Annotated in this window: 24 protein-coding genes and 1 tRNA gene; 8 read left to right on the forward strand and 17 right to left on the reverse strand. The window is 70.2% G+C overall.

Translation table 11 applies throughout. The features are described 5' to 3' along the window. Positions 1 to 26 precede the first annotated feature (26 nt). The 10 genes from FOY91_RS04580 to FOY91_RS04625 all read right to left on the reverse strand — a co-directional run bounded on the left by FOY91_RS04580 (position 27) and on the right by FOY91_RS04625 (position 10,233). Entirely contained in the window at positions 27 to 740 is a 714-nt protein-coding gene (locus FOY91_RS04580) for a PIG-L deacetylase family protein (protein WP_162527132.1), read from the reverse strand. Then, complete coding sequence (locus tag FOY91_RS04585; protein ID WP_145148600.1) at positions 737 to 1,960, reverse strand: glycosyltransferase family 4 protein; 1,224 nt, start codon at positions 1,958 to 1,960, stop codon at positions 737 to 739. Before FOY91_RS04585 ends, FOY91_RS04580 begins: the two co-directional genes overlap by 4 nt. Continuing rightward, complete coding sequence (locus FOY91_RS04590; RefSeq protein WP_145148602.1) at positions 1,957 to 2,787, reverse strand: sugar phosphate isomerase/epimerase family protein; 831 nt, start codon at positions 2,785 to 2,787, stop codon at positions 1,957 to 1,959. The genes FOY91_RS04585 and FOY91_RS04590 overlap by 4 nt, the downstream gene beginning before the upstream one ends. Further along, positions 2,784 to 4,280 carry a YcaO-like family protein gene (locus tag FOY91_RS04595; RefSeq protein ID WP_145148604.1) on the reverse strand — a complete coding sequence of 499 codons (1,497 nt, stop codon included), beginning with the start codon at positions 4,278 to 4,280 and terminating at the stop codon, positions 2,784 to 2,786. Before FOY91_RS04595 ends, FOY91_RS04590 begins: the two co-directional genes overlap by 4 nt. Next, a complete protein-coding gene (locus tag FOY91_RS04600; protein ID WP_145148606.1) occupies positions 4,277 to 5,119 on the reverse strand; it encodes an MBL fold metallo-hydrolase in 843 nt (280 codons plus the stop codon). Before FOY91_RS04600 ends, FOY91_RS04595 begins: the two co-directional genes overlap by 4 nt. Then, positions 5,110 to 6,120, reverse strand: coding sequence for a Gfo/Idh/MocA family protein (locus tag FOY91_RS04605; RefSeq protein ID WP_238995251.1), 1,011 nt, complete (start codon positions 6,118 to 6,120; stop codon positions 5,110 to 5,112). Before FOY91_RS04605 ends, FOY91_RS04600 begins: the two co-directional genes overlap by 10 nt. Then, complete coding sequence (locus FOY91_RS04610; RefSeq protein ID WP_145148608.1) at positions 6,117 to 7,235, reverse strand: class I SAM-dependent methyltransferase; 1,119 nt, start codon at positions 7,233 to 7,235, stop codon at positions 6,117 to 6,119. Before FOY91_RS04610 ends, FOY91_RS04605 begins: the two co-directional genes overlap by 4 nt. Then, a complete protein-coding gene (locus FOY91_RS04615; protein ID WP_238995252.1) occupies positions 7,232 to 8,176 on the reverse strand; it encodes a hypothetical protein in 945 nt (314 codons plus the stop codon). Before FOY91_RS04615 ends, FOY91_RS04610 begins: the two co-directional genes overlap by 4 nt. After that, a complete protein-coding gene (locus FOY91_RS04620) occupies positions 8,173 to 9,351 on the reverse strand; it encodes an inositol-3-phosphate synthase (protein WP_238995253.1) in 1,179 nt (392 codons plus the stop codon). Before FOY91_RS04620 ends, FOY91_RS04615 begins: the two co-directional genes overlap by 4 nt. A gap of 78 nt (positions 9,352 to 9,429) precedes the next feature. Next, complete coding sequence (locus FOY91_RS04625) at positions 9,430 to 10,233, reverse strand: Crp/Fnr family transcriptional regulator (protein ID WP_145148612.1); 804 nt, start codon at positions 10,231 to 10,233, stop codon at positions 9,430 to 9,432. 203 nt (positions 10,234 to 10,436) lie between these two features. Here FOY91_RS04625 and FOY91_RS04630 point away from each other — a divergent pair, with 203 nt between their 5' ends. Genes FOY91_RS04630 through cysK form a run of 4 tightly spaced genes read left to right on the forward strand, consistent with a single transcriptional unit; the run spans position 10,437 to position 13,779 of the window. Then, positions 10,437 to 10,757, forward strand: coding sequence for a hypothetical protein (locus FOY91_RS04630; RefSeq protein WP_145148614.1), 321 nt, complete (start codon positions 10,437 to 10,439; stop codon positions 10,755 to 10,757). Next, positions 10,715 to 11,536 (forward strand): alpha/beta fold hydrolase, encoded by an 822-nt coding sequence (locus FOY91_RS04635; RefSeq protein ID WP_145148616.1) that lies wholly within the window; start codon positions 10,715 to 10,717, stop codon positions 11,534 to 11,536. Before FOY91_RS04630 ends, FOY91_RS04635 begins: the two co-directional genes overlap by 43 nt. Before the next feature lie 51 nt (positions 11,537 to 11,587). After that, the gene (locus FOY91_RS04640; RefSeq protein WP_145148618.1) at positions 11,588 to 12,865 is read left to right on the forward strand and encodes an MFS transporter; all 1,278 of its coding nucleotides are present in this window, start codon (positions 11,588 to 11,590) and stop codon (positions 12,863 to 12,865) included. Beyond that, positions 12,862 to 13,779, forward strand: a complete 918-nt coding sequence (gene cysK, locus FOY91_RS04645; RefSeq protein ID WP_145148620.1) for a cysteine synthase A — start codon at positions 12,862 to 12,864, stop codon at positions 13,777 to 13,779. The genes FOY91_RS04640 and cysK overlap by 4 nt, the downstream gene beginning before the upstream one ends. On the opposite strand, the gene FOY91_RS04650 is transcribed toward cysK, so the two are convergent. Genes FOY91_RS04650 through FOY91_RS04675 form a run of 7 tightly spaced genes read right to left on the reverse strand, consistent with a single transcriptional unit; the run spans position 13,746 to position 18,360 of the window. Continuing rightward, on the reverse strand, positions 13,746 to 14,702 hold the full coding sequence (locus FOY91_RS04650; protein WP_203234493.1) for an ATP-grasp domain-containing protein: 957 nt from the start codon (positions 14,700 to 14,702) through the stop codon (positions 13,746 to 13,748). The genes cysK and FOY91_RS04650 overlap by 34 nt on opposite strands. Positions 14,703 to 14,716: 14 nt before the next feature. Further along, positions 14,717 to 15,151, reverse strand: coding sequence for a hypothetical protein (locus tag FOY91_RS04655; protein ID WP_145148622.1), 435 nt, complete (start codon positions 15,149 to 15,151; stop codon positions 14,717 to 14,719). 29 nt (positions 15,152 to 15,180) lie between these two features. Then, positions 15,181 to 16,986: an acyl-CoA dehydrogenase C-terminal domain-containing protein gene (locus FOY91_RS04660; RefSeq protein WP_145148623.1), complete on the reverse strand. Its 1,806-nt coding sequence runs from the start codon at positions 16,984 to 16,986 to the stop codon at positions 15,181 to 15,183. Continuing rightward, positions 16,986 to 17,432 carry a MerR family transcriptional regulator gene (locus tag FOY91_RS04665; RefSeq protein ID WP_145148625.1) on the reverse strand — a complete coding sequence of 149 codons (447 nt, stop codon included), beginning with the start codon at positions 17,430 to 17,432 and terminating at the stop codon, positions 16,986 to 16,988. The genes FOY91_RS04660 and FOY91_RS04665 overlap by 1 nt, the downstream gene beginning before the upstream one ends. A 44-nt stretch (positions 17,433 to 17,476) precedes the next feature. Beyond that, a complete protein-coding gene (hisI, locus tag FOY91_RS04670; RefSeq protein WP_145148627.1) occupies positions 17,477 to 17,839 on the reverse strand; it encodes a phosphoribosyl-AMP cyclohydrolase in 363 nt (120 codons plus the stop codon). A 47-nt stretch (positions 17,840 to 17,886) separates the two neighbouring features. Beyond that, positions 17,887 to 18,063, reverse strand: a complete 177-nt coding sequence (locus FOY91_RS21545; protein ID WP_162527133.1) for a hypothetical protein — start codon at positions 18,061 to 18,063, stop codon at positions 17,887 to 17,889. 48 nt (positions 18,064 to 18,111) lie between these two features. Beyond that, the gene (locus FOY91_RS04675) at positions 18,112 to 18,360 is read right to left on the reverse strand and encodes a DUF7218 family protein (RefSeq protein ID WP_145148629.1); all 249 of its coding nucleotides are present in this window, start codon (positions 18,358 to 18,360) and stop codon (positions 18,112 to 18,114) included. A 143-nt stretch (positions 18,361 to 18,503) separates the two neighbouring features. On the opposite strand from FOY91_RS04675, the gene purF reads away from it, so the two are divergent. The 4 genes from purF to FOY91_RS04695 all read left to right on the forward strand — a co-directional run bounded on the left by purF (position 18,504) and on the right by FOY91_RS04695 (position 21,085). Beyond that, entirely contained in the window at positions 18,504 to 19,967 is a 1,464-nt protein-coding gene (purF, locus tag FOY91_RS04680; protein WP_145148631.1) for an amidophosphoribosyltransferase, read from the forward strand. Next, a complete protein-coding gene (locus FOY91_RS04685; protein WP_145148633.1) occupies positions 19,967 to 20,707 on the forward strand; it encodes an SDR family NAD(P)-dependent oxidoreductase in 741 nt (246 codons plus the stop codon). Before purF ends, FOY91_RS04685 begins: the two co-directional genes overlap by 1 nt. A 10-nt stretch (positions 20,708 to 20,717) precedes the next feature. Beyond that, positions 20,718 to 20,879 (forward strand): DUF2256 domain-containing protein, encoded by a 162-nt coding sequence (locus tag FOY91_RS04690; protein WP_145148635.1) that lies wholly within the window; start codon positions 20,718 to 20,720, stop codon positions 20,877 to 20,879. Between the two features lie 131 nt (positions 20,880 to 21,010). After that, a tRNA-Gly gene (locus tag FOY91_RS04695) sits at positions 21,011 to 21,085 on the forward strand. Positions 21,086 to 21,247 lie beyond the last annotated feature (162 nt).

Here is a 21,247-nt window from a genome sequence, read left to right on the forward strand (position 1 = left end):
CAAATGCGATGAACGCCCCGTCCGCATCATCGGGCCGGGCGAACCGACATTACGCCCTGCCCGTAGAGTCGTTCCTCGCCGATCCCCGCCAGCCGCGCGGCCAGCCGGCCGGCATCGCCGAACTGGAAACCGATCTGCGTGGCATAGGCCGCGCACATGGCGTGGCGGGCGGCACGCAGGCCATCGTCCAGCACCGTGCGCTGCGCCGGCTCGGCCGATGGGGAAAGGGCATGGCGATCGGCATAGGGCCAGTCCTCCCACAGCAGCGCCGTGTCGGTCGCCCGCGCCAGCGCCTCGCGGACGACGACGTGATCGACATGCCCGCCGATCGCCAGCGGCCCCGCGATGCGATCGGGCGCGAGGCGGGCGATGGCATCGGCCAGCGCCTCCGCCAGCGGCGCGACGATCGCATCGTCACCCCGCCGCGCGCCGAACAAGGCCACCGCGCAGGCATAGCCACGGTGCGGCGCTTCGAGGAACGGGAGGTGGATGGCCTCGGCCCCGATCACCGCGCAGGCGGCCTCGTCCTCCGCGCGACGCAGCGCCATATAGTCCACATCGTCCGCCAGCCCCTTATCGCGCTGGCAGGCGAGCGCGAACCCGGTCGGCCGTGCGACGTTGCCGGTAAAGCAGGTCAGCACGGTGACGCGCCCACCCGCCCGCACGTGTGCCGCCAGCGTGCCGCCGATCGAGAAGGCGGCGTCGTCCAGATGGGGCGAGATGGCGAGCAGATGGCTCACAGCAGGTGCGGCTCGTTGCGGAAGCGGCAGGGGGCGATCGGGATCGCCTCGTCCACCGCCGCGCCCGGCGGCATCGCGCGGACCGCCTCGTACACGCCCATGATCTGCGCGCCCACCGCATGCCAGCTGTACCCCCGCCGGCATTCCGCCAACGCCGTCGCCGCGAGGCGTTCCCGGAGAGGCGCATCGTTCACCAGCCGGGCGAGCGCGGCGGTGAGCGCGGGGACGTCGCCCGGTTCGGTCATCAGGCCGTTGTCGTCGTCGCGCAGGCAATCGACCACGCCGACCGACCGGCACGACAGCACCGCCTGCCCGCTCGCCATCGCCTCGAGGATCGTGTTCGAGAATCCCTCGGCATAGGTGGGCGAGACGAACACGTCGTGATCGCGATAGAGCGCGGGGACGGCGTCGTAATCGGCATAGCCGGTGAAGGTGACGCGGTCGCCCAGCCCCAGTTCCGCCGCCAGCGCCTGCGCCGGCACCACGTCAGGCCCGATGCCGGAGATGGTGCAGCGCCAGTTCCCCGATACGGCAGGCAGCGCCGCCAGCATGTCGAGCACGCCCTTCCGGCGATCGACGCGGCCGTGGTAGAACAAGCGCACCGGATCGCCTTGCCCCCGCCATGTCTCCGCTTTTGGCCCGGGCGTGAAGCGTTCGGTATCCACCGCCCCCGGCACGATGGTGAAGCGATCGAGCGGCGTGCCGAGCCGGTCGCGCACTTCCTCCGCAAAGCTGCGCCCGCCGATCAGCAGCGCGTCCGCCCCGTCCAGCACGCGCATCATCGCGATACGGTGGGTCTCGCAGCAGGAGCCGACCCAGTGCCCGTCGCCGCCCTGGATCGAGACGACGCAAGGGACACCCAGCCGGCGCGCGGCGATCAGCGCGGCCCAGCCGGTGGGGTAGCCATATTGCGCGTGGAGCACATCGAAGGGCCTGGCGGCATGTTCGGCGGCGATGGTGGCGATCATGGCGCCCACATCCGCCTCGAAATCGCCGCCGGCCTGCTCGCCCAATGCCTCCAGCCCGATCACGCGCACGCCGTCCACCGCCGGGGGCGGGCCGCCGCCATAGACGCGGCGTTTTGCGGGATCGCCATAATATTGGCTTACCATCGTCACGTCGTGCCCGGCCGCGACGAGCTGGCGCAGCAGGTTGATCGCGTAGATCGACATGCCCGAGATCGCCGGGAAGAAGCGCCGCGAGACGAAGCAGATCCTCATGCCGCCAGCCCCTTCAACCACGCGATCGATTCCGGGATGGCCTGATGCGCGCGCGGGCTTTCCCGGCTCAGCTCCACGCAGACGAGGCGGGTAAAGCCGATCCCCTCCAGCGCGGCCAGCACGGCGGGGATGTCCATGTCGCCCTGCCCGAACGGCAGATGCGTGTGGTCGCCCCGGCGCATGTCCTCGATCGCCACCGTGCCCAGCCGGGCGGCGTAGCGGCGCACCGCCTCGGCCGGGTCGATATCCTGCGTGACGAGGCAGTGGCCGGTATCGAGCGCGAGGCGCAGGCCGGGGTGGCGCGCGACGAGCCAGTCGTAATCGGCCACCGTCTCGATCAGCATCCCCGGTTCCGGCTCGAAACTGGCATCCACCCCGCATCGCGCGGCATGGTCGAGCACGCGGGCGAGACCGTCGTCCAGCCAGCGCAGCGCGACCGCGCGATCGACGGCGGGCTGCGGCACGCCGGCCCAGAACGACACCGTTTCCGACCCGAGCGATGCGGCGATGTCGATCGCGCGGCAGAGGAAATCCACCCGCCGCGCCCGCCCTTCCACCGCCGGGTGCACCAGCGTCGGCTCATGCTTGGCGGCGGGATCGAGCAGATAGCGCGCGCCGGTTTCGATCACGCTGCCCAGACCCAGCCGGTCGAGCAGCGCGTGGACCCGCGCCGTCTCGCGCTCCCACCCGTCCGCGAACGGATCGAGGTGGTGATGGTCCAACGTCAGCGCCACGCCATCGTAACCGTTGTCGGCGATCAGCCGCAGCGCGTCGTCCAGCCGGTGGTTGGCCGCGCCGTTGGTGTTGTAGGCGAAGCGCAGGCTCATGCGCGGCCTTCCGCGAAGGCGACGTGATGCGCCTCCGGCTCGCGGTACAGCGGGTAGAGCGGGCCGACGATGCGGTCCGCCTCGGCCGTGTCGAACAGCGGATGGCCCAGCCGCTCGGCCGTGGCCGGATCGAGCCGCACCGGGCGCAGCGTCTCGGTCGCCGCGCCGAAGCGGATCAGCGGTGAATCGAGCGCGAGCAGCTTCTCCGTGCCGCGTGCGCCGATGCGGTAGTAGCTCATCGTCTCCACCTCCATACCGGGCACGATCACCTTCACCACGGTGACGGCGCGGTCGGGCGGAGACATGTCGACATAGAGGATATCGAACCCCGCCGCCTCCACAGCGGCCCGCGCCGCAGCGGCGCGGGCGTGGCCGTCGGGGGCCGGGGCGGACGGCAGGTCGGCAAAGGCGCGGGTCGAGCGTTCGGAAAGCATCGTGTCGCCCAGCCAGCCGCGCAGTTCGGCAGCGGAACGGCGAGTCCAGTCCTGCATGGTCTTGAAGGCACGCGGATCGCTGGATTTCGCCGCGCCACCGGCCTGCGCCATGAAGCGCGCGACATAGCCCTCCGGCGCCACGCTCGCGGCCAGCGCGGCCGGCCCGTGGGCGAAGGCCTTGCGCGCGCGGCTGGCGGCATATTCGGTCAGCGCCTTTTCCAGCGCCGCGCCCGCATCCGGGTGGCACGCCTCGCCGCAGGCGGTCGCCATGATCGGCGCGGCCGGCTCCTGCCCCGTGTCCGCGCCGACGCAATAGAGGTTGGGCAGGCCGAACTGGTCGGTGGCGAACTTGGGCAGCACGCGGATGCCGGCCGCCGCATAACGATCGAGGATCGCCTGCGCCCGCGCCGGCACCGCCGCCACGTCCAGCGCCACGCCGCGATCGAGCGCGCGGAACAGCAGGCCGTTGCCGTCGCGCTGCAAGATCTCGCACAATCCGTGGCCGATCGCCCAGTCGAGGTCCGGCCCCGCGCCCATCCCGTTCGAAATGATCGTCGTGAACGGCCGGTAGCCGGGCGACAGCTCCCGCGCGGAATAGGCCGCGAGGTCGATCGGCACGAGGACGGCGGCGCCGTCGCGCCAGCGCCGCGCCTCCACCCATTCCAGCACGGTGGCGCGATCGACCGGCGATCCAGCGGGCAGGCACAGGGTCAGCGGATCGGCGACCGCCGCCGCTCCCAGCGCGCGCACCAGATCGTCGTAGCTGCCCCTCGTCTTGGCGCGCGCGGACAAAGTGAGCGTGGGCCACACCATCTCGGCGATCTCGCCCAGGCCACCCAGCACCGCCTGCTCGGCATCTGCGCCGTAGCCGACGCCGTAGGGCATGATGCCATCCAGCGCCGGATCTTCCGGGAACAGCGCCACCACCCACACCGGCAGGCCGACGCGGTCCAGCCCGTCGATCGGGAACGCCACCACGTCGCCGGCCGGGAACGCATCGAGATAGCGGTGCGCCGCCGCCCCCAGCCCATCGGGCAGGCCGATCCGCGCGCCGCTCATGCCCCCATCTCCGGCCACGTTCCCGGCAGCGCCAGTCGCCGCACGCCGGGCGCGCGCGACAGCCCCTCGTCCAGCGCGGCGAGCGCCACGTCCCGGCTCACCTCCGGCGCATATTCGAACGGGGTCAGCACGGCGGTGAAATCGAGCGGGGCGATCGCGTCGCGGTAGCCGCGCAGTTCGGCGTGGGTCAGCGGGATATCCTTGTGAAACGCCTTGTGGCTGGAAATGGTGGTGGAGCGGCCGGCGGCGTCCTGATCGATCTTGAACATGTCGCCGCAGAACAGCCGGCGGCCGGGCGCATCGTGCAGGCAGGCCTGCCCCTCGTAATGCCCGCCGACGTGATGCAGCGTGTAACCGGGCGCGAGGTCGAGCCGGTCGTCGAACGGCGCTGTGACGCGGAACGCCTTGGTCAGCTGCAGGTCGCCGCGCTGGATCGCCACGACCGGCGGATCGAACGCGCGCTGCAACTGGAACATCGCGCCATAGCCGTGCGCGTGGCTGGCCGAGAGGAAGGCGATGCCGCCCAGCCGCTCGATCGTCGCCAGCATGTCGTCCGAGTAGTAAGGCGCCACCTCGAACGCGATGTTGCCGCCCTCGCGCACGATCAGCCAGCCGGTGCCGGCCAGCCCCAGCGCAGGCGTGGTGGTGAACGCCCACAGGCCGGGCGCCACCTCGCGCGCCGCGCCCTCGTGGCCTGCGCGCACGTCGGCTTCGGGCAGGAAGCGCCAGCCGTCTTCGGGCAGGTCGTTGCGCACGTCGGTGCAGACCGGGCAGTCGGGCGGCGCGAAGTGGCGCTGCCAGAAACCGCAGTTGGCGCAGGCGAACCAGTTCAGAGCCACCGCAGGGCCTCCCGATAGGCACCGTCGAGCAGCCGCATCAGCGCCACGTCGCGGGCAAGGTCGAAGTCATGCGCGTGCCCGCGCGCGGCGGCCATGAAGGCGGCGGCCTGGGCAGCGAACGGCGAGGCATCGGCGGCGAAGGCGATCGGCGCGTGCGCGCCGGTGCGCCCGCAGCGACGCTCCAGCGTGCCGCCCGCGCTCTGCCCCATCGTGTCGGTGGCGACGAGCAGCCCGGTGTCGCCCAGCACCTCCAGCCGGCGGCGCGGCAGGGCTTCGGCGCAGTTATAGGCGACGTGGGCGTTCAGCAGCACGCCCGAGGTGGTGCGCGCGGAGAGCATCCCGCCGTCCTCCACCGGATAGGCGTGGACGCGGCGTTGCAGATCGACGTGCAGCGACACGAGCGGCTCGCCCAGCAGCATCTGCGCGAGATCGAGGCCGTGGGGCGCCAGATCGATCACCGCGCCGCCGCCGGCCCGCGCCGGGTCCGCCCGCCAGTTGTCATGGGCTTCCTCGCCGGGCGACCAGTCCGGCCCGACCCAGCAGGCATAGACGATACGGATCGCCACCGGCCGGCCGATCGCGCCATTCCCGATCGCGTCGGCCATCGCACGGTGGGCGGGGTGGTGGCGCTGGTCGAACGCGGTGCCGGCCAGCAGCCCGGCGGCGGCCGCGCCGATCGCCTCGGCATCGGCGAGCGACGCGGCCAGCGGCTTCTCGCACAGCACCGGCACCCCGGCGGCGGCGGCGGCGCGGACAGGGCCGAGATGCGCATCGTTGGGGGTGGCGACGTAGAGCAGGTCGCAAGCGCCTGCCGTCAGCATCGCCTCTACCGTCTCGAATGCGGCGATCCCTTCCGCCTCCGCCCGCGCGCGGGCGTGGGGCGAGGGATCGGCGACGGCGGACACGGTGCCGCCCGCCGCGCGGATGCCCGGCGCCATATGGTCGCGCGCCACCCAGCCATAGCCCGCGATGCCCCAGCGCCCCTTCATGCCCGCCGTCACCAGCGCGCCGGCAGGTCGACGAGGCGGCGCAGGCGCACCGGATCGGGCGGATATGGCAGCGCCTCGTCGGCGAGCGCCCAGCGGCAGCCCGCGCCATATTCGTCGCGCCAGCGGTCGGACGGCCAGCGGACCCCGCCAGGTGCATCGAGCAGCGGATTGGGCCGCAGCATCGCATCGGCCGGGGGCATCGCCACGCCGTTCTCGGGCACCCGCGCCGCGCCGCCACCCTCCACCAGGGACCACGCCTCGATCGCCGGATCGTCGCGCCAGCCGATCGCGGCCGGCGCGCGCGGATGCAGGATCGCGGCGAGCAGCGCGCGCTCGTCATAGACCACCGCGTCGGGGAACAATGCGCGCCACGCCGTCGCCGACCGCGCCGGTCCCTTCGCGCCATCGCGATAATCCGCGTTGTGCAGGTGGCTGATCGCCAGCACGCCGCCCTCGGCCAGCGTGACGCGCAGGCAGGCGGCGACATGCGCTTGTTCGGGCAGGAAATAGAAGGCGTCGTGGCACATCGCCAGATCGAAGCGGTCGTCCGCCAGCGGCCAGTGGCCCCCGGCGTCGAACACCACGTAATCGGCCGCCGGGGCGACCCAGTGCCGCGCGAGCCAGCATTTGGCGAACACCACGTCGCCGCCCATGCAGGCGACGCCCCGGCCCGTGAGCGCACGCAGATAATGGCCGATGCCACACGCCAGCTCGAACGCGCGGGCGGGCGCCTGCCAGTGCGCCTCGATCAGCGCCAGCCCGGCCAGATAGGTGGGATCCACCCAGCGGTGCGCGAAATAATCCGCCACCGGGCCGAGCCGCAGCAGCGCCATCGCCTCGCGCAGGGTCAGCGTGTCGCGCTCGCGCACCAGCCGGGCGAGGTCGGCGGGGTCGGCGGCGGGGCCGGTCCACCAGTCGTCCTGATCGGCGAGCAGCAGCGCGGTGGCGGCGTCCGCTTCGCCGGCGTCAAGCAGCCGTAGGGTATCGGCCACCAACGCCTCGCGGCCGATGCGGAGATAGGGGATGCCGTCCACCACCGGCCACCGCTCGCCCCGGCCGTCATCGAGCGACCATGGCGTGTCGGCGGCCAATGCGGCCCCGCTGACGGGCGAGCGCCACACGTTCACAGCAGGCCCACCCGGCGCAACACCGCGTCGTGGAACGGCTTGACCGGGCCGGCGTGGACCAGCTCATACTCGTGCAATACCACGTCCATCGTCGCCTCGCGGGCACGCAGATGCTGCGCCGTCTCCAGCACGCGATCGAGCACGTCGGCGGCGTGGAACGCGCGCGCCTCGGGGGTGGCGTCGTCCACGATCAGGGCGACCGCAGCGCGCGCCATCGCGGCGACGGGCGGGGAAAGATCGGCCAGCGCCATCTCGCGCGAGCGGGCGATCACGCCGTCGAGTTCGTCGCCCAGCAGCATCTCGCCGCTGAAGCCGGAGTCGGGCATGTCGGCGCTGTAGAGGTGGTGCGCTATGCCGGCGAGGAAGGCGGCAACCGGATCGGCGGCGAAACCGGGGGCGAGCAGCGCGGCATAGATCGCCACCGCCACGCTGTGCTCGGCGTGGTTCTCCGCCGGCTGCAGCATCAGCCGCGGCCGACCCGGACAGGTGACCCCGGCCCTCGGCTGTCGCGCCAGCTTCGCCACGAAGCCGGGCAGCGGTGCGGGATCGGGCGCGCCCTCGCCCACCGCCGCGCGCAACATTTCACACAGCGCCGGGTCGAGCGGACCGGCCACCTCGTCCAGCGCGCGCGCCAGCACTGTGGCCGCCGCGTCCGCCGACAGGCCTAGCAGCATCAGCCGTTCCCGATCCAGGTCGCCGAGTCGGGCGGCCGCCAGCGCCGTCGACACGATCGCGCGCATCACCGCGCCCGCATCCTGCCCGGCGGCCAGCGCCCCCCAGCCACGCGCGAACAGCCGCTCGGCGATCGAACCGGCGGCGTTCGCCGAATAGGTCCGCTTCAGGTCACCGAGTTCGGTCAGCAGCGGCAGCCACTCGGGCGAAACCGGCAGGTCCGCCACGCCCGCATCCGCCATCGCACCCACCGGGGCGGACAGGGTCACTTGTCGCCGTCGAGCCAGCGGTCGAGGATCAGCTGCTGCTCGCCGAAGCCGTGCACCGGCACGCCGCCCCTGGTCTGCGGCAGCTTGAAGAACACGCCCATCTGCTCCTGCACGCCGCCGTCGCCGCGCTGGTGCGCCAGATCGAGGCACCGGGCGATCTCGATCGCCAGCGGGGCCGCCAGCACCGAATCCTTGCACAGGAAGTTCAGCTTCAGCTGCATCTTCTGGCCGAGGAAGCCGGTGAGATCGATGTTGTCCCACGCCTCCTTGTTGTCGCCGCGCGGCTTGTAATAATGGATCATCACGATGTGGTTCTCGACCGGATAGCCGAGGATCTGGTCCAGCACGCTCGTCTTGGTGCCCAGCTTGGAGGCGAGCGACTGCGGATCGTCCAGCGCCAGCCCGTCCGAATTGCCGAGGATGTTGGTGGAGAACCAGCCGTCCACATGCAGCGCACGATCGCGCAGGGCGGGCGCGATCACCGTCTTGATGAAGGTCTGGCCGGTCTTCCCGTCCTTGCCCGCGACGGCCACGTTGCGGCGCGCGGCGAAATCGGCGAGCGGCGCCACGTCGGCGGCGACCGAGGGGGTGAAGTTGGCATAGGGCGTGTCCGCGTCGATCGCGGCATAGGCATAGAGCATCGCCGGGCTGATCGCCGGATCGTTCGCGTCCAGCCCGCGCTCGAACGCCTCCAGCGTGGCGAGCGAGGGGGCCGTCGCATCGGGCAGCCGCTCGGTGGAGGCGAGGTTGACGACGACGAGCCGGTCGAGCGACTTCTCCTCGCGGAAGCGGCGCATGTCGGCCTGGATGCGCTCCACCGCACCGCGATGGCTGCCGGCGACGATCTTGTTCGCGCCGTCGATGTTGACGCAGAAATCGGTCGAGCCGACCGCCGGCCAGGGCATCATCTGCGAGAGGCCGGCCGCGCCGTCGTCCAGCTCGCGGTCGCCGATCACGCCGTGGCGGCGCGCGGCGGTGGCGAGATCGTCGCCGCCCAGATCCCAGCCGCCGAAGTGGAGATCGCGATAGTCGACCATTCCGCGCACCGCGCGGTCGGCCAGCGGCAGCCCCTGAAGGTCGTTCGAGCCGGCACGGATCATCTCGATCCCCGCAGCGGCGGTGGTCGCCACGGCACCACCAAGACCGACGACGGCAACGCCCACACGATCAGCCATATTCATCCCCTCCAACCGTTCCGATCGGCAGGCGGTGGCTTAAAAGCGAGCGGTGCGTCCATGCTCCATCTTAATATCTCATGAAAAAGCGATGCTATTGTGATCGAGGTTACCAGAGGAAGGCTGGATCGTTGCTGCCGATCTATCGTCCGCCTCGATGATCCAGTTGGTTTCGACGACGGCATAACGATCGACGAATCCGGTGAGTTCGACAAGACGGTCCTCGTTGGCGATCGTGACACGGCGCCCGTTCCGCTCGATATACCCCTGCTCCTCCAGCCGGCCGAGCACGCGATTGACGTGCACCTTGGTGAGGCCGACGGCGTCGCCGATGTCGGTCTGGGTCAGCGGCAGGTCGAACGATCGCACCACCCCGATCGAGGTGACGCGCAGCCGGGCGAGGATATCGAGCAGCAAGGTGCCCACGCGCTGCATCGCATCGAGCCGCGCCACCGACGTGAGCCGGTCGCACAGCGCCACGCCCTCGGCGGCGGCCACCGCGTAGAACAGCCCGGCCAGCCGGGGCTTCTCGCGGAACAGCCGGGCGAAATTGGCGCGCGTCAGTTCCGCGACCACGCAGTCCGATACCGCCGTGAGGCTGTGGACGGCCGGCAGCCAGGCGATGCCGGACGTGCCCATCACGTCGCCGGGAAAATGGAAACGCAGGATCTGCCGGCTGCCGTTGGGCAGCATCGTCGAGGAGAACAGCCAGCCGCTCTGGACGATGAACAGCATGTCGTTCTCGCTGCCCTCACGCAGCAGCACCTCGGACGCCTTGAGCGTCACCTCGCGTCGTTCCGCCCAGTCGAGCGCGTCGCGCTCGGCTGCGGTCAGGTCCATGTATCCCGAAAGCCGGGCGACAAGGCTGCTTTCTCTCGTCACCGCCGATCCTCCTCATGTCTCGTTCGCGATCGTTGCACCCACGGCATCGTCGTGCGGCCGTTCAGGCGCAAGGTAAATCACCGGAACGGAACGGATTCTCTCCCGCAGCGACGGTCCGGGCCTTGAACGCCGCGAGATCGCCCGGCAGACGGGGCCGCGCCGAAGCCCCGCGAGCAACGGGCCACGGCGGGGAAGAACGGACGATGACGGAAACCGAGTTCATCGACTATGTGAACGGCGTGTGCGCGGCGGTGCTGGGCGAGGTGTGCAACGATGCAGCCCGCGACCTGATCGACCGGCTGTGCAAGGCCCAGCTCGCCCGCATGCATGCCTCGGGCGACCTTTGCGAACGTCGCCTCGCCGTCCTGAGCCTGATCGTCGACGACATCCTGCGGTGGGAGATGGCGACGCGCACGAATGCGGCAGGGAAACCCGGCGCCGCCCGGGCGTTCAGCCACGGAGATTCCATGGAGCGCGGCACATGCCCTATATCAAGACGGACGACGGCACCGATCTCTACGTGAAGGATTGGGGCGCGGGCCGCCCGGTGATCCTGCTGCACGGCTGGCCGCTGAACGCCGACTCGTGGGACGATCAGGCGCTGGCGCTGGTGGAAGCGGGGCATCGCGTGATCGCTTACGACCGGCGCGGCTTCGGCCGGTCGAGCCAGCCGTGGGACGGCTATGACTACGATACGCTGGCCGACGACCTCGCCGCCGTGATCGCCGCCACCGGCGCCACCGATGCCGCGCTGGTCGGCTTCTCGATGGGCGGCGGCGAGGTGGCGCGCTACATGTCCCGCCACGGCGGCAAGGGCGTGGTGCAGGCCGGGCTGGTCGCCTCGGTCGTGCCCTATGTGTTGCAGGACGACAGCAACCCGAACGGCGTGCCGGGTGCGCAGCTGGAACAGATCAAGGACGGCCTGCGCAAGGATCGCCCGCACTTCCTCGCCGGCTTTGCGCAGGATTTCTACGGCGTCGGCTGGATCAGCAGCCCGGTGAGCCAGGAGGTACTGGACTGGAGCCTGATGATGGCGATGCAGGGCGGCCTTCGCCCGACGATCGCCTGTGTCGATGCGTTCGGCCGTACCGATTTCCGCCCCGACCTGCCCGCCTTCACCGTGCCGACGCTGATCCTGCACGGCACCGCCGACAAGACGGTGCCGATCGACGCGACGGGCAGGGCCGCCGCGCGGGGAATCGCGCAGGCCACGCTGATCGAGTATGACGGCAGCCCGCACGGCCTGCTCGCCACCGACAAGGATCGCGTGTCGCAGGACCTGCTGGATTTCCTACGCGCCTGATAGAAAAGCCTGCATTGCCGCGCCATGTCGACCCGGCCTAGACGGAGCGTCATGGCGCACAATCCCTCCCCCTTCTCCTTCCCCGATTTCCGCGCCTACTGGATCGCGCGCGCCGCCAGCACGGTGGCGCAGATGGCGATGGTCGTCGTCATCGGCTGGCAGGTATACGATATCGCCCGCCGCACGATGCCCCCGCGAGAGGCGGCATTCCAGCTCGGGCTTATCGGCATCGCCCAATTCCTGCCGCTCCTCCTGCTCACGCTGGTGGTCGGCTGGACGGCGGACCGGATCGACCGGCGCTGGATCGCGCGCACCGCCGTGCTGCTGGAATGCGGGTGCGCCGCCGCACTCTCGTGGATGGCGTGGCACGATACCACCACGCTGCCCGCGCTGTTCGGCGTCGCCGCGCTGCTGGGCGTGGCGCGCGCCTTCGCCGGGCCGGCGTTGCAGGCGCTGGCGCCCAACCTGGTGCCCAAGGAGGTGCTGCCCACCGCCATCGCGATGAGTTCGATCGCGTGGCAGGGCGGATCGGTCGTCGGCCCGCCGCTGGGCGGTTTCCTCTACGCCACCGGCCATTTCATGCCCTATGCGGTCAGCACCGGGCTGTTCCTCTGCGCGTTCCTGTCGCTGATGATGATCGGGCCGATCCCGCGCACCATCCTCGATCGCGCGGCCAACCCGTTCCGCCAGATGATCGACGGGCTGCGCTACGTGCGCGAGAACCGGCTGGTGCTGGGTGCGATCTCGCTCGATCTGTTCGCGGTGCTGCTGGGCGGGGCGACCGCCATGCTGCCGATCTTCGCACGCGACATCTTGTTCGTCGGCCCGGCGGGGCTGGGCCTGCTGCGGCTGGCGCCGGCGGTGGGCGCGATCGTGATGGCCATCTGGTTCAGCCGCCGGCCGTTGCAGCGCGACGTGGGGATCAAGATGCTGTGGGCGGTGGCGGTGTTCGGCCTTGCCACGATCGCCTTCGGTTTCTCGCGCTGGCTGCCGCTGTCGCTGGGCTGTCTCGTCGTGCTGGGCGCGGCGGACATGCTGTCGGTCTATGTCCGCCAGTCGCTGATCCAGCTTTACACCCCCAACGAGATGCGCGGCCGGGTCGGCGCCGTCTCCACGCTGTTCGTATCGGGGTCGAACGAGCTGGGCGAGGCCGAGTCGGGCTTCCTCGCCGCCGCGATCGGCCCGGTGCCGGCGGTGGTCGCCGGCGGCATCGGCGCGATCATCGTCACCATCCTCTGGTCGCGCTGGTTCCCCGAACTGAAGAACGCGCGCACCTTCGCACCCCCGAAAACCCTCGAAGACGCACCCGGACAGGAGAAAGCGACATGAAGGCGCAGAGCATCCTCGAAACGATCGGCGACACCCCGCACATCCGCGCGGCCCGCCTGTTTCCGCAGACCGAGGTGTGGATCAAGTCCGAACGCTCGAACCCCGGCGGCTCGATCAAGGACCGCATCGCGCTGGCCATGATCGAGGAGGCGGAGGCCTCGGGCAAGCTGAAGCCCGGCGGCACCATCATCGAGCCGACCAGCGGCAACACGGGCATCGGGCTGGCGCTGGTGGCGGCGGTGAAGGGCTACAAACTCATCCTCGTGATGCCCGAATCGATGTCGCTCGAGCGGCGGCGGCTGATGCTGGCCTATGGCGCCAGCTTCGATCTTACGCCCCGCGAAAAGGGCATGAAGGGCGCGATCGAGCGCGCGATCGAACTGGCCGGGCGGACCCCGGATGCATGGATTCCCCAGCAGTTCGAGAACCCGGCCAACATCGACATCCACGTCCGCACCACCGCGCGCGAGATCCTCGCCGACTTCGCCGATGCGCCGATCGACCTGCTCATCACCGGCGTCGGCACGGGCGGGCACATCACCGGCGTGGCGCAGGTGCTGAAGGCCGAATGGCCGGGGCTGAAGGTGTTCGCGGTGGAGCCGACGCTCTCGCCCGTCATCTCGGGCGGGCAGCCGGGGCCGCACGCCATCCAGGGAATCGGCGCGGGTTTCATCCCGGCCAACCTGCACACGCAACTGCTCGACGGCACGATCCAGGTCGATCCGGCCGACGCCAAGGACTACGCCCGCCGCGCCGCGCGCGAGGAGGGGATGCTGGTCGGCATCTCGTCCGGCGCCACGCTGTCGGCGATCGCGCAGAAACTGGCGGAGACGGGCGGCACCCCGCGCGTGCTGGGCTTCAACTACGATACCGGCGAGCGTTACCTGTCGGTCCCGGATTTCCTGCCGGAATAAGGGGCATCGCCCGCCACCAGCGCGGTCAGGTGGCGGGCGAGCAGCGCGACGGCGCGCAGCTTCTGGGCGAACGGCAAAGCGGTGATCGGGCCTGCGTCGGTCTTGTTCACGTCCACCACGTAGATCCGCCCGTCGCGGTCCCGCAAAATATCCAGCCCGCACCAGTCCGCCCCCATCGCCGCGCAGAACCGGGCGATGGCGGCGCGTTCGTCGGGGGAGAAGACCTCCTCCGGCGAGCGGCTTTCCGCCGACAGATTGGGTGGCAGGAAGCGCGCGTCGGCCGCGCGGCGCTTGATCCAAACGATCACCGGCATGCCCCCGATGCAGTGCGTCCGCAGGTCGATCGCATGGCCATCTGTGTCGATCGTGTCGATCAGGCGCTGATAGGCCCGCCCGGGCTGCGGCGGACGCGGACATTCCACGATGCGGCCGTCGTGCGTGCCGTTGGCCTCGGCCTTCTCCACCGCCGGGCCGCGCCACGTCGCCGGGTCCACCGCCAGCGGATAACCGAAGGTGGCCTCGAACACGGCGGCGACATGGCTCTTGGAGATATCGGTGCAGGCGAAGTTCAGCCGGCGCGGGCAATCGCTGTGCGCCGGGGGCGAGACGGTGGCATCCTCGAAGAAGAAGGCGGCATCGGCCGTCGCGTCGTCCTCCACCAACCTCAATCCCGCCCAGATGGCGGCGGCGCGCACCATATAGCGCGGATGCGGGCGATCGGGCAGGAAACGGATTGCCGCACGCCGTCGCCCGGCATGGCGCAGCGTGCCGAACAGCCGCACGGCGAGATGGCAGGCGAGCCATGTCGCGACTTCGGCGATCAGCCGCCGGTCGATCGCGGCGGAATTGCCCGTCTTGCGCAGGACTATGCGCCCGTCGCGCAGGGTGAAATCGCCGACCGTCCATTCACGTGGGCCGGGCACGCGGGCCGGTTCCGTCAGGGCGCCACCGGCTCGGCCAGCCCCAGCGCACGGGCGATCGCGGCGTTGGGGTGGTCGGTGGCGCATCCCTCGATGCCGCTGCCGCCATGTTCTGCATAATAATCGGTGCCGTCGTCGCACGGCGCGGCTTCCGGCGGGGCGGCCAGCGCCGCGTCGATCCGCCCGGCGAGATAATCGAGCGTCTCGCCCGCCACCGGCTTCGTCTCGCGCGCGATCACGGCCCACCGGCCCGGCGCCTCGCTGGTAAGGTCGATGATCGTCCTGCGCGCACCGCCGCCGTTCCGCGTCGCCTCGTACACCGTCGCGCCGCGCCCGGCGGGCTGGATCGCGGTGAAGCGGATCGCCCCGGCGTCGAGCGGGGCGAGGCCGGCCGCCGCCTGCACCGCGCGCACGGCCTCGACGGGCGGCGCGGCCAGGGCCGGCGCCGCCATCAGGCCAGCCATCATCATTGCCAACTGTTTCAGAATGCCTCCACCGGCAGCGCCATCAGGCTGTCAGAGCCGCCCTCGATCTTGCGTCGCAGCGCGCCGGCATCGGGCAGGATGCGCTCGCCATAGAAGCGGGCGGTGACCTGCTTGGCCTCGTGGAACGCGCGATCCCCCGCCCCCGCCGCGATCGCCGCCGTGCTGGCGCGCGCCATCTTCAGCCACATCCAGCCGAGCGCGACGACACCGGTGAGCGTCATCATGGGGTAGGCGGCGGCGCCGGCATCGTCGGGGTTGGCCATGCCGCGCTTCATCAACCACATCGCCGCCGCCTGCAACTCGCCCAATGCCTTTTCCAGCCGGGCGGGCAGATCGCCCGTCGCCGCCGCCACCGCCGGATCGTCCTTACCCGCCGCGATCTCCCCCGCGATCAGGCCGAACAGCGCCATCGCCGCGCGCCCGCCGTGCAACCCCAGCTTGCGGCCGACCAGATCCATCGCCTGCACGCCGTTGGTGCCCTCGTAGATCTGGGCGATCCGCGCATCGCGGACATATTGCTCCATCCCCCATTCGCGGATGTAACCGTGGCCGCCGTACACCTGCTGCGCATCGGTCGCCACGCGATAGCCGATGTCGGTGACGTGGCCTTTCACCACCGGCGTCAGCAGGGAGACGAGATCGTCCGCCGCCTGTCGTTCCTCCGGGGTTTCGGCATGGACCGATAGATCGGATTGCAGCGCCGCCCACAGGCAGAGCGCACGCGCGCCCTCAAGCTGCGCCTTGCCCTCCATCAGCATCCGTCGCACATCGGGGTGGACGAACAGCGTGTCGGCTTTCTCGTCCGGGTCGGCCGGGCCGGTCAGCGCGCGGCCCTGCCGCCGGTCCTTCGCATAGGCGACGGCGTTCTGGTACGCGACCTCGCCCACGCCCAGCCCCTGCAGGCCCACGCCCAGCCGGGCCGTGTTCATCATGATGAACATCGCCGCCAGCCCCTTGTTCTCCTCCCCCACGAGGAAGCCGGTGGCGCCGTCGTAGTTCATCACGCAGGTGGAATTGGCGTGGATGCCCATCTTCTCCTCGATCGACCCACAGGAGACGGCGTTGCGCTCCCCCGGCGCGCCATCGGCATCGGGCAGGAACTTGGGCACGATGAACAGCGAGATGCCCTTCACATTGTCCGGCGCGCCCGCGATCTTGGCCAATACGAGGTGGACGATGTTGGCGGTGAGGTCATGCTCGCCCGACGAGATGAAGATCTTGGTGCCGGTGATCGCATGGGTGCCGTCGCCGTTCGGTTCGGCGCGGGTGCGGATCAGGCCCAGGTCGGTGCCGCAGTGCGGCTCGGTGAGGTTCATCGTGCCGGACCATTCGCCCGACACCATCTTCGGCAGGTACAGCGCCTGCTGTTCGGCCGACCCCTTGGCGACGATCGCCGCGATCGCCCCGTGGGTCAGCCCCGGATACATGGCGAAGCCCATGTTGGCGCTGATGAGATACTCCTCGAACGCGGTGGAGACGACGGCCGGCATCCCCTGCCCGCCATGCGCCTCGCCCGCAGCCAGCGTCGGCCAGCCGCCTGTGACGAAGGCATCGTAGGCCGCTTTGAAGCCGGCCGGCGTCGTCACCGATCCATCGGCGTGGCGGGTGCAGCCCTCGCGGTCGCCCGGCTGGTTGAGCGGGAACAACTGCTCCTCGCAGAAACGCGCGCCCTCGGTCAGCACCGCCTCGATCACGTCGGGCGTGGCGTTGGCGAAACCGGCGAGGTTCGCATGGCCCGCCAGCCCCAGCACCTCGTCGAGAATGTAGCGCGTGTCGCGAACGGGCGCGTGATAGACGGGCATCAGGCGTCTCCCGCCGGGACCGGCGCAGCCTGTCGCTCGGCCTGTTCGAGCAGGCCGACGAAGCCGCCCAGTTCCGCCAGAGCGGCATCGATGTCGACCCGCTGGCGGGCGAGGAAGTCCATTCGCGCGCGGCATCGCTCGATGGTCACATGGCGCTGGGTACGGCGCTGGTCGCCCACGTCGTAGAGGTCGATCATCTCACGGATGTCGGCAAGGCTGAAGCCCACCCGCTTGCCGCGCAGGATCCACGCCAGCCGCGCCCGATCCCGCCGGGAATAGATGCGGCAAAGGCCGACGCGTTCCGGCGCGATCAGCCCCTCGTCCTCGTAGAAGCGCAGCGCGCGGGCACTGACGCCGAACTCGGCGGACAGATCGGAAATGGAGAAACGATCGCGATCCTGCGCGTCGGGCGTGTGGATCGCGGCGTGACCGAGCGATTTGGGCATGGTGACGATGCTAGTTGACGTTCACGTCAACGTCAACGCCGGCCTTACCTTTCGTCGACGAGCTTTCCGTCCTCGACCCGCCGATAGAAGCAGCTGCGCGCGCCGGTATGGCACGCCGGGCCGGCGGGCGTGGCGCGGATCCACAGCGCATCCTGGTCGCAGTCGATCCGCAGCTCCACCACGCGCAGGATGTTGCCGGAGGTTTCGCCCTTCTTCCACAGCGACCCGCGCGAGCGGGACCAGAAGTGCGCCTCGCCCGTCGCGATCGTTCGTTCCAGCGCTTCGGCATCCAGATGCGCCACCATCAGCAACTCGCCGGTTGCGGCATCGGTGACGACGCCGGTTATCAGCCCGGCGGCATCGAATTTCGGCTGGAGGGCGGTGCCGTTCTCGCGATCCTGATCCATGCGCCGGGGTTAGGCCGCGATGCCCGCCCGATCAACCGGGTATGCGATCAGCTCCCCCTGGAAGGCACGCTGTCCTCGTCGGGCTGCCCCTTGGACTGCTCGTCCGCCTCGTCGAGATCGCTCGCATCATTGCCCTGCGGGTCCCGCGTCGGGCTGTTTACCCGGGCGTCGCGATTGACGCCGCTGATATCGGAATGGGGGCCGCTGGGGGGAGGTTTCGCCATGATCGTCTCCTGTTTCGTCGTTTCACCGGCATCTGCCGTGGTGGTCGCTCAATGCTTGCGAATCGCCTTGGCGAGCTCCGCCTTGTCCATCGTCGACCGGCCCTCGATGCCGATCTCCCTGGCCTCGTCGTAAAGCTCGGCCTTGCTGCGGTCCTCCAGCGTGGTGCCCTTGTGGTCGAGCGTGCCGGCCGCCCTGGCATTGGCGATGCGCGCCGCTTTCTCCTTGGGCTCGCCCTGCTTGCGCAGTTCCTCGTAGAGCGCGTCGTCCTTGATCTGCGGGCCGTGATCCTTCGCCATCGCCTGCCTCCTCTCGGGGTCTCGTTCCGGCACGCAAACGCATGGCCCGCCCGCCGGCTCCCGACGGACGTTACAAAGGGGCGACAAACCCGGGGCACCCCCCTATATGCCCCTCCATTCAGACACCGCGGCGGGATTTCGCGATGCTCACGACACACCCATTCGACGATGACAAGCTGCGCGAGGAGTGCGGCGTGTTCGGCATCTGGGGCGCCGATACCGCCGCCGCGATGGTCGCGCTCGGCCTCCACGCGCTCCAGCATCGCGGACAGGAAGCGGCCGGGATCACCAGCTGGGACGGCCGCCAGTTCCACACCCACCGGGCGATGGGCCACGTCGCCGGCAATTTCGACCGCGATGAGATCATCCGCGCGCTGCCCGGCCGCGTCGCCTGCGGCCACGTGCGCTATTCCACCAGCGGCGAGACGGCGTTGCGCAACGTGCAGCCCCTGTTCGCCGAGCTGTCGTCGGGCGGGTTCGCCGTCGCGCACAACGGCAACATCTCGAACGCGATGAAGCTGCGGCACGAGCTGGTACGGCGCGGCTCGATCTTCCAGTCCACCTCGGATACCGAGACGATCATCCACCTCGTCGCGACCAGCAGCTATCGCACTTTGCTCGACCGCTTCATCGATGCGCTGAAGCGGGTGGAGGGCGCCTATTCGCTGGTGTGCCTCACCCCCGAGGGGATGATCGCCTGCCGCGATCCGCTCGGCATCCGCCCGCTTGTGATGGGCCGGGTAGGCGACGCCTATATCTTCGCCTCGGAGACGGTCGCGCTCGACGTGGTGGGCGCCACCTTCCTGCGCGAGATCGAGCCGGGCGAGCTGGTGATTCTGTCGGAGAAGGGCATCCGCTCGATCCGGCCGTTCGCGCCGGTGCGGCCGCGCCCGTGCATCTTCGAGCACGTCTATTTCTCGCGGCCCGATTCGATCGCGGGCGGCACCTCGGTCTATTCGGTCCGCAAGGCGATCGGCGCGGAGCTGGCGCTTGAGAATCCGGTCGAGGCCGATCTCGTCGTGCCGGTGCCCGATTCGGGCACGCCGGCCGCGATCGGCTATGCGCAGGCCAGCGGCATCCCGTTCGAGCTGGGGATCATCCGCTCCCACTATGTCGGCCGCACCTTCATCCAGCCGGGCGATCAGGTGCGCCATCTGGGCGTGAAGCTGAAGCACAATGCCAACCGCGCATTGATCGACGGGCAGCGCGTGGTGCTGATCGACGATTCGATCGTGCGCGGCACCACCAGCGTGAAGATCCTGCAGATGTTGCGCGATGCCGGCGCGGCCGAGGTCCACCTGCGCATCGCCAGCCCGCCGACGCGGCACAGCTGCTACTACGGCGTCGATACGCCGGAGCGCGCCAAGCTGCTCGCCGCGCAGATGACGGTGGCCGAGATGGCGACCTACATCGGTGCCGACAGTCTCGCCTTCATCTCGGTGGACGGCCTGTACCGCGCGCTGGGCGCCAGGGAGGGCCGCAACGAGATGCAGCCGCAGCATTGCGATGCCTGCTTCACCGGCGACTATCCCACCCACCTGACCGATCAGGAGGAGGTGGCGCCCGCCGACCAGCTTTCCATGCTCGACGAGCGCGTGGTCGTCTGATGGCGAATCGACCGCTGGAAGGCCGCCTCGCCCTCGTGACGGGCGCATCGCGCGGCATCGGCGCGGCCACCGCGCTGGCGCTGGGGCAGGCTGGCGCGCATGTCGTGCTCACCGCGCGCACGGCGGGCGGGCTGGAGGAGGTGGAGGATCGCATCCACGCCGCCGGCGGCACCGCCACCATCGCCCCGCTCGATCTGGCCGAGAACGACAGCATCGCCCGCCTGGCCACCGCCATCGCCGGCCGCTGGAAGGCGCTGGACCTGCTGGTGCTGAACGCCGCGATGCTCGGCACGCTCACGCCCGTTCCCGCGATCGACGGCAAGGAATTCGCCAAGCTGTTCACCCTGAACGTCACGGCGCAGCAGGCGATGCTCGCCGCGTTCGACCCGATGCTGCGCGCCAGCGACGATGCGCGGGTGGTGGGCCTTACCTCCTCGGTCGGCCAGCGCCCGCGCGCCTATTGGGGGGCCTATGGCGCCTCCAAGGCGGCGCTCGAATCGCTGCTGCTGAGCTATGCTGACGAGATGAAGGCGATCAGCAAGGTGCGTGTCGCCATCGTCGATCCCGGCGCCACCGCCACGGCGATGCGCGCGCGCGCCTACCCCGGCGAGGATGCCGCGACGCTGCAACAGCCGGAAGACGTGGCGGCGGCGATCCTGCGGCTGGTGAGCGAACCGTTCGTCACCGGCTTCCGCCTGCGCGTGGCCGGGTCGGCGCGCGATCAGGCCGAGGCCGTCTAGGCCGGGCGCCGTGGCCCATCGCAAGCCCCACCTGCCGGAAAAGATCTGCGTCAGCTGCCACCGCCCGTTCGCGTGGCGCAAGAAGTGGGCGCGCGACTGGGATCAGGTGAAATACTGCTCCGACCGTTGCCGCGCGACCGGGCCGACACCCGCCGCCGCGCCGGGAAAATAGCGCCCGACAGCCTGGAGGCGAAGCCCCGCAGGATGAATTCGTCACCCTCCGATTTTACCGCTTGCAGCCCCCCGACCCCCACGCTATTAGCCGCGCCTCACCGGGAAGCATCGCTACCCGGTAGCGCCAGAGCGGGCGTAGCTCAGGGGTAGAGCACAACCTTGCCAAGGTTGGGGTCGAGGGTTCGAATCCCTTCGCCCGCTCCAGTTTCTCTCACTTCGTTGAGGAACTGTTGATCGCCGGAAGGGTGATCTCGCGCAATCGACACCTCACCCCATCTTCGATGTCCCCGCTGATCCGATCCCGTTGGCGATCAACGAGGTATTGCCGTGATGGTCTCGATGGCATGGCGACGACCGATGTGCCCG

Source organism: Alterirhizorhabdus solaris (genome assembly GCF_007785815.1).
Classification (GTDB): Bacteria; Pseudomonadota; Alphaproteobacteria; order Sphingomonadales; family Sphingomonadaceae; genus Alterirhizorhabdus; species Alterirhizorhabdus solaris.

Excerpts from the sequence above, each read along its gene's own strand:
- FOY91_RS04585 (WP_145148600.1), bottom strand. The coding sequence starts at position 1,960 with ATGAGGATCTGCTTCGTCTCGCGGCGCTTCTTCCCGGCGATCTCGGGC.
- FOY91_RS04590 (WP_145148602.1), bottom strand. The coding sequence starts at position 2,787 with ATGAGCCTGCGCTTCGCCTACAACACCAACGGCGCGGCCAACCACCGG.
- FOY91_RS04595 (WP_145148604.1), bottom strand. The coding sequence starts at position 4,280 with ATGAGCGGCGCGCGGATCGGCCTGCCCGATGGGCTGGGGGCGGCGGCG.
- FOY91_RS04620 (WP_238995253.1), bottom strand. The coding sequence starts at position 9,351 with ATGGCTGATCGTGTGGGCGTTGCCGTCGTCGGTCTTGGTGGTGCCGTG.
- FOY91_RS04630 (WP_145148614.1), top strand. The coding sequence starts at position 10,437 with ATGACGGAAACCGAGTTCATCGACTATGTGAACGGCGTGTGCGCGGCG.
- FOY91_RS04635 (WP_145148616.1), top strand. The coding sequence starts at position 10,715 with ATGCCCTATATCAAGACGGACGACGGCACCGATCTCTACGTGAAGGAT.
- FOY91_RS04640 (WP_145148618.1), top strand. The coding sequence starts at position 11,588 with ATGGCGCACAATCCCTCCCCCTTCTCCTTCCCCGATTTCCGCGCCTAC.
- cysK (WP_145148620.1), top strand. The coding sequence starts at position 12,862 with ATGAAGGCGCAGAGCATCCTCGAAACGATCGGCGACACCCCGCACATC.
- FOY91_RS04655 (WP_145148622.1), bottom strand. The coding sequence starts at position 15,151 with ATGGCGGCGCCGGCCCTGGCCGCGCCGCCCGTCGAGGCCGTGCGCGCG.
- FOY91_RS04660 (WP_145148623.1), bottom strand. The coding sequence starts at position 16,986 with ATGCCCGTCTATCACGCGCCCGTTCGCGACACGCGCTACATTCTCGAC.
- FOY91_RS04665 (WP_145148625.1), bottom strand. The coding sequence starts at position 17,432 with ATGCCCAAATCGCTCGGTCACGCCGCGATCCACACGCCCGACGCGCAG.
- hisI (WP_145148627.1), bottom strand. The coding sequence starts at position 17,839 with ATGGATCAGGATCGCGAGAACGGCACCGCCCTCCAGCCGAAATTCGAT.
- FOY91_RS21545 (WP_162527133.1), bottom strand. The coding sequence starts at position 18,063 with ATGGCGAAACCTCCCCCCAGCGGCCCCCATTCCGATATCAGCGGCGTC.
- FOY91_RS04675 (WP_145148629.1), bottom strand. The coding sequence starts at position 18,360 with ATGGCGAAGGATCACGGCCCGCAGATCAAGGACGACGCGCTCTACGAG.
- purF (WP_145148631.1), top strand. The coding sequence starts at position 18,504 with ATGCTCACGACACACCCATTCGACGATGACAAGCTGCGCGAGGAGTGC.
- FOY91_RS04685 (WP_145148633.1), top strand. The coding sequence starts at position 19,967 with ATGGCGAATCGACCGCTGGAAGGCCGCCTCGCCCTCGTGACGGGCGCA.